The following is a 12278-nucleotide window of genomic DNA, read 5'->3' on the forward strand; positions in this document are numbered from 1 at the left end:
ATTTCGATGGTGTTTCGTCAAGTCATGTTGTTATATGAGCGTTTTCTAATCGTTCGGGACTTTTACCGCAGCCAGGAACGACCTCCTGGCCGCGGCTACGTGCGCGACCGCCCTGGCCTGGGCCTCGTCCTCGTCGCCCGCCGCGATGGCCTCGCACAGACTCAGGTGCTCCGACCAGGAGTGCGGTCCGCGTACGGCGGCGGTCTGGCGGAACACCCACTGGGCCCGCAGCAGCATCGGCGCCATCATCAGGTTGAGGTAGGAATTGCCCGCCACCTCGCCCACGGCCAGGTGGAAGGCGGTGTTGAGGTCGGCCACCCGTTCGAGCCGGCCGCCCTCGACGGCCTCCTTGGCCGAGTCGAGCACCTTACGCAGCCGCGCGGCCGTCTCCGGGGTACGCTTGCGCGCCGCCAGCCGGGCAGCCAGCCCCTCGATCGCCATCCGCACGTCGAAGAGCTCCTCGGCCTCCGCCGGCGACAGTCGCGCCACGGTGGCGCCGATCCGGGGGATGACCAGCACGAACCCCTCGGCGGCGAGGACCCGGATGGACTCGCGTACCGGGTTGCGCGACACCCCCAACCGCGCGGCGAGCCGGTCCTCGACCAGGCGTTCACCCTGGGCGAGCTCGCCGGAGATGATGAGCCGGCGGATCTCCGCGGTCACTTGATCGCGGAGGGGGAGATGGGCGCCGCCCAGTGTCAGATCAGTCATTTGACGGCTAATCGTATACAAGTTACGGCGGTTTCCGGGGCGGTCGTGGAATCGTGCGGTCAGGCACGCAGCCGCAGACCTCGGGGTGTCGGGTGGAACCCGGCTTCCTCCAGTGCCGCGGCCAGCGGCGACTCGCCGATCGAGGTGCCGTCCGCCCGCTCGACGGTCAGCTTGCCGAGCGCCCCATCCCGTACGGCCAGCGCCAGCGCGTCCACGGCCGGCCGCAGCCGCTCGTCGTCGGCGAACGACAGCAGCGTCTTGCCGCCCCGCTCGACGTACAGCACGAGGAATCCGTCCACCAGCACCACCAGCGCGCCCGCCTTCCTGCCGGGCTTGTGCCCCACCTCGCCGGGATGCGCCGGCCACGGCAGCGCCGCTCCATAGGGGTTGGCCGGATCGGCGGCGGCCAGCACGACCGCTCTGCGCACCGCGCTCCCGTCACCGCCGCCCGCCCGCCCGAAGGTCCCCGCGGGATCGCTCGAGGCCGGGCTGGTCGGCGCGATGCTCGGAGCCATGGCCCGCATCCGGTCCACCGCTCCCGGCAGCGCGAACTGCGCGCCCCCGAGCCCCTCGACGAAGTAGCCCCGGCGGCACCGCCCGCTCTCCTCGTAAGCCCGCAACACCTGATAGACCGGCGTGAACCCGCCAGGCAGCCGCTCCGACGTCACCGCGCCCCGCGTCACCACCCCGTGCCGTTCGAGCAGCACCTCGGCCTGCGCCTGCGCCCGCTGGGTGGCGTCCTCGGCAGGTGCGGGAAGCCGCCACCACCGCCCGCCCACGGTGGGCGGCCCGGTCCTGCTCGGCAGCACGGCCCGCCGCCGGCGGGTGGTGGCCGGCCGGTGCGCGGGACGTCCCGACCCGAGCGTGGCCCGCAGCGGCGCGAGCGTGTCCCCGGACACCTGGCCCGACCACACCAGATCCCATAGCGCCGACACCAGCGCGGTGTCGTCGAGCGAGCCGAGCTGATCGGAGATGCCCCGGAAGAACAGCGCCCCGCCGCCGCCCAGCACGTCGAGGACCTGCTCGTGCAGCGGCGTCATCGTGATCGGGCCGGGCTCGGGCAGCAGCAGCGGCGCGGTGTCGGCGAAGTAGAGCGACACCCACCCGTCCCCGCCGGGGAGCGACCCCTGGCCCGCCCACATCACCTCACCCGAGGCGGTCAGCTCGTCGAGCAGCGCCGGGTGGTAGCCGGGCACCCGCGACGGCAGCACCAGCGTCTCCAACGCCGACGCGGGCACGGCGGCGCCCTGGAGCTGCTCGACGCTGTGGATCAACGCGTCCATGGCCCGAGCCGACCCAGCCGAACCAGCGGACCCGGCCGCGCCGCGTGGCGCCTGGGCCGAGCCGCTGATGCCGTGCCAGGCCGGCATGAACAGCGCGAGCGTCTCGGGCGCGACGGGCTCGACCTCCTTGCGCAGCCGCGCCAGCGACCTGCGCCGCAGCATCCGCAGCACACCGGCGTCGCACCACTCCTCGCCCCGGCCGCCCGGCCGGAACTCCCCGCTGACCACCCGCCCAGCCGCCGCCAGCCGCCGCAGGGCGTCGGTCACCACGGCCACACCGAGCCCGAACCTGGCGGCGGCAGTGCCGGCGTGGAAGGGCCCGCGCGTACGGGCATGGCGGGCCACGAGGTCGGCCAGCGGGTCGGCGACCGGCTCCAGGAACACGTGCGGGATCCCCACCGGCAGCGGCGCGCCCAGCGCGTCGCGCAGCCGGGCCGCGTCCTCGATCGCCGCCCACTGCTCCTCGCCCGCGATCCGCACCCTGATCGCCCGGCGGGCCCGTTCGAGCTCCGTCAGCCAGGCGGGATCGCCGCCGCGTACGCTCACGTCGGGCACCAGCAGCGGCCCGTGCGAGCGCAGCAGGTCGGCCAGGTCCTCGGCGTCACGCAACGGCCGGTCGAGCCGGGCCAGCTCGCGTTCGCTGTCGGAGATGACGTCGGGGTCGAGCAACTCGCGCAGGTCGGCCTGGCCGAGCAGCTCGGCCAGCAGCGTCGTGTCGAGCGCCAGCGCCTGGGCCCGGCGTTCGGCCAGTGGCGCGTCGCCCTCGTACATGAACGCGCCGATGTAGTGGAACAGCAGCGACGCGGCGAACGGCGACGCCTGCGACGTCTCCACCTCCACCACCCGCACCCGGCGCGCGGCGATGTCACGCATCAGCCGCACCAGCCCCGGCACGTCGAACACGTCCTGGAGGCACTCGCGCATCGTCTCCAGCACGATCGGGAACGACGCGTACTGCGACGCCACCCCCAGCAGGTGGGCGGCCCGCTGCCGCTGCTGCCAGAGCGGGCTGCGGCGGCCGGGCACGCGGCGCGGCAGCAGCAGGGCCCGGCCCGCGCACTCCCTGAACCGGGAGGCGAACATCGCCGAGCCGCCCAGCTCCTCGGTGACGATCCGCTCGATCTCCTCGGCGTCGAACGCCGCCACGTCGGTGGGCGGCTCGGCCAGCGTGTCGGGGATCCGCAGCACGATGCCGTCGTCGGAGTGCACGGCCTGCACGTCGAGGCCGTAACGCTCGCGCAGCCGCCGGTTGATCGCCAGAGCCCAGGGGGCGTGGACCCGCGCGCCGTAGGGGGAGTGGATGACCACCCGCCAGTCGCCGAGCTCGTCGTGGAAGCGTTCGACCAGGAGCGTGCGGTCGTCGGGGACGTAGCCGGTTGCCTCGCGCTGCTCGTCGAGGTAGGCGCGGAGGTTGCCGGCGGCGTACGCGTCGAGCCCGGCGGCCCGCATGCGGTCGGTCGAGGTGTTTCCGGCGTGTTCGCGGAGGAACGCGCCGATCGCCTCGCCCAGCTCGGCGGGTCTTCCCGGCGTGTCGCCGTGCCAGAACGGCAACTTGCCCGGCTGACCGGGCGCGGGGGAGACGAGCACCCGGTCGGTGGTGATGTCCTCGATCCGCCAGGAGGTCGCACCCAGCACGAACACGTCGCCGACCCGTGACTCGTAGACCATCTCCTCGTCCAGCTCGCCCACCCGCGACGCCTTCTCGCCCACCAGGAAGACGCCGAACAGCCCGCGGTCGGGGATCGTGCCGCCGTTGGTCACCGCCAGCCGCTGCGCGCCCGGACGGCCCCGCAACGTGCCTGTCACCCGATCCCAGACGACACGCGGTCGCAGCTCGGCGAACTCCTCGCTCGGGTAGCGGCCCGCGAGCATGTCGAGCGTGGCCTCCAGCGCGGTGCGCGGCAGCGTCGCGTAGGGGGCGGCCCGTTTGACCACGGCCTCCAGCTCGTCGACCGTCCACTCCTCCAGCGCGGTCATCGCCACGATCTGCTGGGCCAGCACGTCGAGCGGGTTACGCGGGTAGCGCAGCTCCTCGATCTGGCCGCTCTTCATGCGTTCGGCCACCACGGCGGTCTGGATCAGGTCGCCGCGGTATTTCGGGAAGATCACTCCCCTGGACACCGCGCCCACCTGGTGACCCGCCCGGCCGATGCGCTGCAGCCCGCTCGCCACGCTCGGCGGCGCCTCCACACAGGCGACCAGGTCGACCGCGCCCATGTCGATGCCCAGCTCCAGGCTGGACGTCGCGACCACGGCGGGCAGCCGGCCCGACTTGAGCGCCTCCTCGATCTGCGCCCGTTCCTCCTTGGACACCGAGCCGTGGTGCGCGCGGACGATCTCGGTGACCACGCCCTTGCTCGCCCCGGCCTGCGCCATCATCTCGGCGGGCGGCCGCCGGGGCGGGTCTCCCGGCAGTGGCGTCTCCCAGATCGACAGATCGACGGCCTCGGGCCCCTGCGCCCGCTCGTAGGCCAGCTCGTTGAGCCTGGTGCACAGGCGTTCGGCCAGCCGTCTGGAGTTGGCGAACACGATCGTCGAAGAGTGGGCCTCGATCAGGTCGAACAGCCGGTCCTCGACGTGCGGCCAGATCGACCGGCTGGACGGCTCGGGCTCCTCGCCGTCGGCGGGCCCCGGCCCGCCCTCCATCTCGGTCATGTCCTCGACCGGGACGATCACCTCGACCTCGATGCGCTTGTCGGAGGGCGGCTGCACGACCGTCGCGGGACGGGACCCGCCCAGGAACGCCGCGACCTCACTCACCGGCCGCACCGTCGCCGACAGCCCGATCCGCTGCGCGGGCCGCTCCAGCAGGGCGTCGAGTCGCTCCAGGCTGAGCGCCAGGTGCGCGCCGCGCTTGGTGGCGGCCACCGCGTGCACCTCGTCGACGATCACCGTCTCGACGCCGCGCAACGCCTCGCGCGCCTGGCTGGTGAGCAGCAGGAACAGCGACTCCGGCGTGGTGATGAGGATGTCGGACGGCTTGGCGGCGAACCGCCTGCGGTCCTCGGCCGGGGTGTCGCCGGAGCGGATCGCCACCGAGATGTCCGGCACCGGCAGGCCCAGCCGGCGCGCGGTCTGCTTGAGCCCGGCCAGCGGGGCGCGCAGGTTACGCTCCACGTCGACGGCCAGCGCCTTGAGCGGCGAGACGTACAGGACCTTGGTCCCCTTATGGGCCTGTTTCGGAGCTGCCCGGGTGGGGTCGGCGGCCAGCCGGTCGAGCGACCACAGGAAAGCCGCCAGCGTCTTGCCGGACCCGGTGGGCGCCACCACGAGCGTGTTGTCGCCGCGCGCGATGGACTCCCACGCGCCCTCCTGCGCGCTCGTGGGCGCCTCGAACGCTCCGGCGAACCACTGCCTGGTCCCGTGGGTGAAATGGTCTAGCGAGCTCACCAGCACATAGTGCCTCGCGGCACCGACAGAAAACGCATTGTGGCGGCGGTACGCGATTGAGGCGGGGGCGCTGCGGACATAGAGCGATCGTGGGCATCGACTACGCAGCCATTGAGACCCGCCGCGAGGACATCAGGGAGCGCTATCTATTAGCGCACCGACCGTCGAGCAGCGCGCGCGGCCTGCACCACTTCGCCCTGCTGTCGTCGGACGTGGAGCGGACGGTCAAGTTCTACCAGGAGCTGCTTGAGTTCCCCTTGACGGAGATCTTCGAGAACCGGGATTACAAGGGCTCCAACCACTTCTTCTTCGACATCGGCAACGGGAACCTGCTGGCCTTCTTCGACTTCCCGGGCCTCGACCTCGGCCCCTACCAGGAGGTGCTCGGCGGGCTGCACCACATCGCGATCTCCGTCGACCCCGCCACCTGGGAACGGCTGCGCGGCAAACTGGAGATGGCCGGCGTGCCGCACCAGATCGAGAGCGGCGCCTCCATCTACTTCAGGGACCCCGACGGCGCCCGGCTGGAGCTGCTCGCCGACCATCTGGGGGAGATGTACGGCTCGCGCGTGATGTGAACTACCGTCGCGACGCTCTACGCGTCCGCGGTGTGCCCGCCCGAGGTTCCTGCCTGATGTCCGCGTGCCTTTCGGCTCGTTCGGATTTTTCCTGTTGTACGGCTAAGCGCTGGGCTAAGCGGAGCTGACGGCGCTTCGTCCGGTTGGCTCGGCACTTGGCGGATTTGGGCGGGGAGGACTTGGGGGTCTTTGCCATGGGGGTGTCCTACCACTCTTGCCGCGGTTCCATACTTGGGTGATGCGCCTGACCGAGTTCTGGAGAAGGATGCGTGCCCACTTCGGCGAGTCGTACGCCGACTCGTGGGCCCGCGACTACGTGATCGCCCCGCTCGACGGGCGCACGGTCGACCAGGCGCTGGCGGACGGCGAGAGCGCCAAGACCGTCTGGCGCGCGGTCTGCCAGGTCGAAAACGTTTCCTCCCGGCTCCGCTAGATCCCCGGATCCATGCTCTCCTTCAGCGCTCGGACCGTCTGGGGCAGGTCGTCGGCGGTGCCCTGACCGCCGGGCGACCACAGAAACTCCCACCCACGGCGCCCGGGGATGGCGAAGACGAGCGTCTGCCTGCCGGTGCGGGGATACCACGCCCACAGCACCGGCTCCGCACCGCCGACCATGCGGCTCGCCAGCCCGTGGCCGGGCAACAACGCGGCGAGCGCTTCCAGGTGGGCGCGTCGTTCTCCGGTGTACGTGCTGCTCGTCACGTCGCCGCCTCCAAGCCTCTGGTTCAGAGTCTCCCCAGCTCATGGGGTGTGACAACACGTACGGCGCATTGCCTATGAATGTCTGTTGTGCGGCCGGTGCCGCTCGACGTGGTCGCTACCCTGGCCGTCATGCGTACGCGCCTTGGCCAGATCGTGGTGGATTGCCGGGACCCGCGGAGCCTGGTCCGCTTCTGGGCCGCCCTGCTCGGTGGCGACCCGGTGGATCGTGCCCGGGGTTGGTCTCACATCGAACTTCCCGGAGCCGTACGGCTGGCGTTCCAGCCGGTTGCCGAGGACAAGACCATGAAGAACCGGTTGCACCTGGACATCGAGGTCGAGGCCATCGTGCCCGCCATCACCCGGGCGCTGGGGCTGGGCGCCACGCGGATCGGGGAGACGGTGACCGACGACCAAGGCTCCTTCCAGGTCATGGCCGACCCGGAAGGCAACGAGTTCTGCTTCGTCGGCGATCGAGCCTGACTTCCCTGCCGTGAACTGCGTGTTCCGGATGTGATCGAACAGCCGTTCGGCTACCATGGAACCTGCCAGGCCGCGCCCTCCAACCAACGACTCCGCAAAACTGTCGGTGGCAGGCCGTAGCTTTCACTCGACTGATCGGACCACAACCCTCCAGGGGGAGTTCCCATGGCTATCAACGACCGCGAGAAGGCCCTCGAGACCGCCCTCGCTCAGATCGAGAGGCAGTTCGGCAAGGGCTCCGTCATGCGCCTCGGTGACGAAGTCCGAGCCCCCATCGAAGTGATCCCCACGGGTTCGATCTCCCTGGACGTCGCGCTGGGCATCGGAGGGTTGCCGCGTGGCAGGATCGTCGAGATCTACGGCCCGGAGTCCTCGGGTAAGACCACGATTGCCCTGCACGCGGTGGCCAATGCCCAGCGCGGGGGCGGCATCGCGGCGTTCATCGACGCCGAGCACGCCCTCGACCCCGAATACGCCAAGAAGCTCGGTGTCGACACCGACGCCCTGCTCGTCTCCCAGCCCGACACGGGTGAGCAGGCGCTCGAGATCGCCGACATGCTGATCAGGTCGGGCGCCGTCGACGTCATCGTCATCGACTCGGTGGCCGCGCTGGTTCCCAAGGCGGAAATCGAGGGCGAGATGGGCGACAGCCACGTCGGCCTCCAGGCCCGCCTGATGTCCCAGGCCCTGCGCAAGGTCGCCGGCGCGCTCAGCAACACCGGCACCACCGCCATCTTCATCAACCAGCTCCGCGAGAAGATCGGCGTCATGTTCGGCTCGCCCGAGACCACGACCGGTGGCAAGGCGCTCAAGTTCTACGCCTCGGTCCGCCTCGACATCCGCCGCATCGAGACGCTCAAGGACGGCACGGAGGCGGTCGGCAACCGCACGAGGGTCAAGGTCGTCAAGAACAAGATGGCCCCGCCCTTCCGGGTCGCCGACTTCGACATCCTCTACGGCGTGGGCGTCTCCCGCGAGGGCGGCCTCATCGACATGGGCGTCGAGCACGGCTTCGTCCGCAAGTCCGGCGCCTGGTACACCTACGAGGGCGACCAGCTCGGCCAGGGCAAGGAAAACGCCCGCAACTTCCTGAAGAACCACCCCGACATGTCCAACGAGATCGAGAAGAAGATCAAGGACAAGCTCGGCGTCGGCCCCCGCCTCGACGCTCCCGCCGAGGCCCCCGCGGCACCCCCCGCCCCGGCCGCCGCTCCCTCGGGCCGCGGCGCCAAGGCCGCCACGCCGAAGCCCGGTGACGTCTGATCGGTCGCCGCATGAGTGACACGGACCCGCCGCAGGCGCCCCACTCCCACGACTGGGGCGCCTGGCCCGACCTCCCCACCCCACCTCCGGGCCGCCGCCGCAAGCGCCGCAACCCCAGCGACAACCCCCCACCGCGGACTCCGGCCCCGGAAGCCACCTGGCCCTCCCGCCCCTCGGACAGCCCAGCCCGAGGCGGACAGCCGTCCGGCGAGGACCGGCCTAGCCAGGACCGGCCTAGCCAGGACCGGTCCGGCCGGGAACGGTTCGGTGGCGCGTCGTCGGGGGGCTGGCCGTCGCTCAGCGAGTGGCGCGAGCGTCCCCGCCCACCAGCTGACCCACCACCCGCCCTGCCCACTCACCCACCCTCTGAGCGGGCCTCTGAGGCACGCCCCGACTCGTCTCCCGAGTCGATCCACAAGCCGACCCCTGAGCCGGGCGGTGGGCAGGCCGACGAGCGCCTCTCAGCTACGCCCCGGGAACCCACCTGGCTGCCTGCCCAAGACAACTCACCGTCCACCGAAGGCAGCCCGTCTCTCCAAGGCGACGTGCCATTCCCAGGCGACCTGCCGTCCGGTCTGGACACCGAAAGCGGTCAGCCTGAGGACGGCCCTCGCCTGGGGGGTCAGCCTGGGGACACTCTCTACCCTGGGGAGCAGCCCGAGGCCTATTCTGCGGGGCAGCCCGAGGCCTACCTTGCGGGGCAGTCCGCAGCAGATTCCTACGTCGGTGGCCAGTCCGAGGATGAGTCCTTCCAAGGCGGTGACCCTGGCAATGACCCCCACTCCGACGGGCCATCCGAGGAAGGTTCCTACCAGGGCGGTCGGCGTGGGGAAAAGCGCTCCGGTAGAGGGCGTCGGTCAGGTGGGTGGGGCGGGAAAGGGGCGCGTTCGGCGGGGTCTCGGGGGCGTGGCGGGTGGCTTCCCGATGGGCCCGATGAGGAGTCGGCCGCGGGGGCCAGTCCCCACGCCGATCCCGAGTCGGTGGCTCGGGCCATCTGTCTTCGTCTGCTCACTATGGCCCCCAAGACGCGAGCCCAGCTAGCCGAGGCGCTGCGTAAGCGTGATGTGCCGGACGAAGCCGCGGAGACGGTCCTCGACCGCTTCTCCGAGCTGGGCCTGATCAACGACGAGGCGTTCGCCGAAGCGTGGGTCGACTCCCGCCACCACGGTCGCGGGCTGGCCAAGCGCGCCCTGGCGGCGGAGCTTCGCCACCGGGGTGTCGACTCCGAGACCGTCAACGAGGCCGTGGACCGCCTCGACCCCGACCAGGAGGCCGAAACGGCGCGGCGCCTCGTGGAACGCAAGCTGTCCTCCACCCGCGGCCTCGATCCCCAGGTCCGCACTCGCCGCCTTGCCGGAATGCTGGCCAGAAAGGGGTATGCCCCTGGGCTGGCCTTCCGCGTCATCCGCGAGGTTCTGGAGACGGAGGGCGTCGAAATCGAGGACGACTTCGCCTGACCCCGCACAGCCGGCCCGCCGGACCACTCCCGGTCCGTGTCCGGTCAGTCCGGGCCTGCGTCCGGCCCGTCACCGGGTCACCCCCGGTCTGCGTCAGGTCCCGTCATCGATTACGGCGGTCTGCGTCCGGCTCGCTATCGGGTCGGTCCGGGTCTGTGTCCGGTCTGTGTCCGGTCCGTCGCTGGATCAATGTCTGCGCGTCCATAGGTGTGTGCAGAGGGGTATTTCGGGTCAGAAGCTGGAAATCTGACTGAATGGCGAGATGCAAGCCTGTAAGACACGCTTGATGACGCGTTTGCTTGCTCGTGACTTGTTGGACGCATAACCTCGACGGCAGTGAGGAGTTACTCCGCGCAGTGCGGATTGCCATACCGGTGATTGACGGACGAACGAGCTCGAAGGATCGAGGCAGGCGAGGTGTCGGCTATCCCAGTCGACGCCCGGTCAGTCTTGGTTGGATATCGGTCGTGGTGAAGGTGCCGTTTGGGCGATCAGCGCCGCGCATGTGACCCCTCCCGTTTTGAGGGCGCGTTACGAGTCTTGACGACGCGAGGAGGGCGGGGAGCACATGGGGCCGCTTGTCGTGGTGCTGTCGGTGGCGGTGCTCCTGCTGGCGTTCGGGATGATCGCCGCGTTGCTCATCGTCGTCCGTCGCACGTCAGGCGGCGGTTCGCGAGTGGTCAAGCCGAGCCCCGAGCAGTTGCAGGCCGTACACGAGGAGATCGAACAGGCCCGTGAAGAGGCCGGGGAGATCCGTGACAAGGCCGAGTCCGACGCAGAGGAGATCCTGCGCAGGTCGGCGGCCGCCGCTGAGAGTGCGGCGCAGGTGCGGCGCGAGGTCGAAGAAGAGGGCCGGATACTCAAGGCGGAGCTCAAGGAGCTCCGGGCCGATCTCGAACGCAGGGAAGGGCGGCTGGCCGAGCGCGAGCAGCGGCTCGACGAGGAGGCCAGGCGGCAGGCCGAACGCGATCGCAAGCTGACCGAGACCGAGGTCGAACTGGCCGACAGGCGGGCGGAGTTGCTGCGGGTCGAGGACGAGCGGCGGGTGATTCTCGAGCGCGTCGCCGGGCTCACCGGCGAGCAGGCCAAGGGCGAACTGGTACGCGAGATCGAGAACCAGGCCAAGCGCGAGGCCGCGCTGATCATCAGGGAGATCGAGGGCGACGCCCGCAAGGAGGGCGAGAAGCGCGCCACCAAGATCGTGACGCTGGCGGTGCAGCGGATGGCGGCCGAGCAGACGGCCGAGTCCGTGGTCAGCGTCCTGCACCTGCCCGGCGACGAGATGAAGGGCCGGATCATCGGCCGTGAGGGGCGCAATATCCGGGCGTTCGAGTCGACGACCGGCGTGAACCTGATCATCGATGACACCCCGGAAGCGGTGTTGTTGTCGTGTTTTGACCCGGTGCGCCGGGAAACTGCCCGGCTCACGCTGGAGAAGCTGGTGCTCGACGGCCGCATCCACCCGCAGCGCATCGAGGAGGCGCACGAGCGCAGCCGCGCGGAGGTGCAGGACCTTTGCGCGCGGGCGGGTGAGGACGCGCTGGTCGAGCTGGGCATCACGGACATGCACCCCGAGCTGACGCTGCTGCTCGGCCAGCTCCGATACCGCACCTCCTACGGCCAGAACGTCCTCAAGCACCTCATCGAGTCCGCGCACATCGCCGGGATCATGGCCGCCGAGCTCAAGATGGACCAGCCGCTGATGAAGCGCTGCGCCCTGCTGCACGACATCGGCAAGGCGCTGACGCACGAGGTCGAGGGCAGTCACGCGCTGATCGGGGCGGAGATCGCCCGCAGATACGGCGAGCAGGAGGACGTGGTGCACGCCATCGAGGCGCACCACAACGAGGTCGAGGTCCGCACGGTCGAGGCGGTGCTCACGCAGGCGGCCGACGCGATCAGCGGCAGCCGTCCGGGGGCGCGGCGGGAGTCGTTGGAGGCGTACGTCAAGCGGCTGGAGCGGCTGGAGGAGATCGCGCAGTCGTATGAGGGGGTGGAGAAGGTGTTCGCCATGCAGGCGGGGCGGGAGATCCGGGTCATGGTGAAGCCTGACGCCATCGACGACATCCAGGCGCAGGTGATCGCGCGGGATGTGGCGAAGCAGGTCGAGGAGGAGCTGACCTATCCGGGGCAGATTCGCATCACTGTTGTCCGGGAGTCCCGCGCGACCGAGTTCGCCCGCTGAAGGTCAAGGTCACAAGCCTCACGATCATTTTTCTGTACGGCTGAGCACGGTGGGCGCCACCCGCCGTATGGGGCTGAGGTCTGTCCAGGGGCACGCTCCTCCGGTGTACGGGGCTGGGCGGCCGTGACGTGCGTCTTCTTGGCCCCGGTCCGTGGATGTTGCTGGGCGATGGGCAAAGAGGGCGGTGTGGCCGGGGCGGGAGGGAGGTTCCGCCCCAGCCACACCCGCC

9 protein-coding genes are annotated in these 12278 nt (G+C 70.5%); 6 read left to right on the forward strand and 3 right to left on the reverse strand.

The features are described 5' to 3' along the window. Positions 1-45: 45 nt before the first annotated feature. Positions 46-711, reverse strand: a complete 666-nt coding sequence (locus AB0B91_RS48400; protein WP_358336200.1) for a GntR family transcriptional regulator — start codon at positions 709-711, stop codon at positions 46-48. A 59-nt stretch (positions 712-770) separates the two neighbouring features. Next, entirely contained in the window at positions 771-5384 is a 4614-nt protein-coding gene (locus AB0B91_RS48405) for an ATP-dependent helicase (protein ID WP_358336203.1), read from the reverse strand. 89 nt (positions 5385-5473) lie between these two features. Between AB0B91_RS48405 and AB0B91_RS48410 the strand changes: the two genes are divergently transcribed. Continuing rightward, a complete protein-coding gene (locus AB0B91_RS48410) occupies positions 5474-5962 on the forward strand; it encodes a VOC family protein (RefSeq protein WP_358336206.1) in 489 nt (162 codons plus the stop codon). A 238-nt stretch (positions 5963-6200) separates the two neighbouring features. Beyond that, on the forward strand, positions 6201-6395 hold the full coding sequence (locus AB0B91_RS48415; protein ID WP_214638510.1) for a DUF3046 domain-containing protein: 195 nt from the start codon (positions 6201-6203) through the stop codon (positions 6393-6395). Here the strand turns inward: AB0B91_RS48415 and AB0B91_RS48420 are convergent. Continuing rightward, entirely contained in the window at positions 6392-6664 is a 273-nt protein-coding gene (locus AB0B91_RS48420; protein WP_358336209.1) for a hypothetical protein, read from the reverse strand. The genes AB0B91_RS48415 and AB0B91_RS48420 overlap by 4 nt on opposite strands. Before the next feature lie 129 nt (positions 6665-6793). Between AB0B91_RS48420 and AB0B91_RS48425 the strand changes: the two genes are divergently transcribed. The 4 genes from AB0B91_RS48425 (at position 6794) to rny (ending at position 12049) form a co-directional block, all read left to right on the forward strand. Next, complete coding sequence (locus AB0B91_RS48425) at positions 6794-7144, forward strand: VOC family protein (protein ID WP_358336212.1); 351 nt, start codon at positions 6794-6796, stop codon at positions 7142-7144. Between the two features lie 165 nt (positions 7145-7309). Further along, positions 7310-8407 (forward strand): recombinase RecA, encoded by a 1098-nt coding sequence (gene recA, locus AB0B91_RS48430; protein ID WP_358336215.1) that lies wholly within the window; start codon positions 7310-7312, stop codon positions 8405-8407. A gap of 11 nt (positions 8408-8418) precedes the next feature. Further along, complete coding sequence (gene recX, locus AB0B91_RS48435; RefSeq protein ID WP_358336218.1) at positions 8419-9864, forward strand: recombination regulator RecX; 1446 nt, start codon at positions 8419-8421, stop codon at positions 9862-9864. A gap of 568 nt (positions 9865-10432) precedes the next feature. Beyond that, the gene (rny, locus tag AB0B91_RS48440) at positions 10433-12049 is read left to right on the forward strand and encodes a ribonuclease Y (protein WP_358336221.1); all 1617 of its coding nucleotides are present in this window, start codon (positions 10433-10435) and stop codon (positions 12047-12049) included. Positions 12050-12278: the final 229 nt, after the last annotated feature.

Origin of the sequence: Nonomuraea sp. NPDC049141 (genome assembly GCF_040648415.1) — a bacterium.
Classification (GTDB): domain Bacteria; phylum Actinomycetota; class Actinomycetes; order Streptosporangiales; family Streptosporangiaceae; genus Nonomuraea.

What these genes read in the sequence shown, in the direction of transcription:
- AB0B91_RS48400 (WP_358336200.1), bottom strand. Translation starts at nt 711, where the DNA reads ATGACTGATCTGACACTGGGCGGCGCCCATCTCCCCCTCCGCGATCAA.
- AB0B91_RS48415 (WP_214638510.1), top strand. Translation starts at nt 6,201, where the DNA reads ATGCGCCTGACCGAGTTCTGGAGAAGGATGCGTGCCCACTTCGGCGAG.
- AB0B91_RS48425 (WP_358336212.1), top strand. Translation starts at nt 6,794, where the DNA reads ATGCGTACGCGCCTTGGCCAGATCGTGGTGGATTGCCGGGACCCGCGG.
- recA (WP_358336215.1), top strand. Translation starts at nt 7,310, where the DNA reads ATGGCTATCAACGACCGCGAGAAGGCCCTCGAGACCGCCCTCGCTCAG.
- recX (WP_358336218.1), top strand. Translation starts at nt 8,419, where the DNA reads ATGAGTGACACGGACCCGCCGCAGGCGCCCCACTCCCACGACTGGGGC.
- rny (WP_358336221.1), top strand. Translation starts at nt 10,433, where the DNA reads ATGGGGCCGCTTGTCGTGGTGCTGTCGGTGGCGGTGCTCCTGCTGGCG.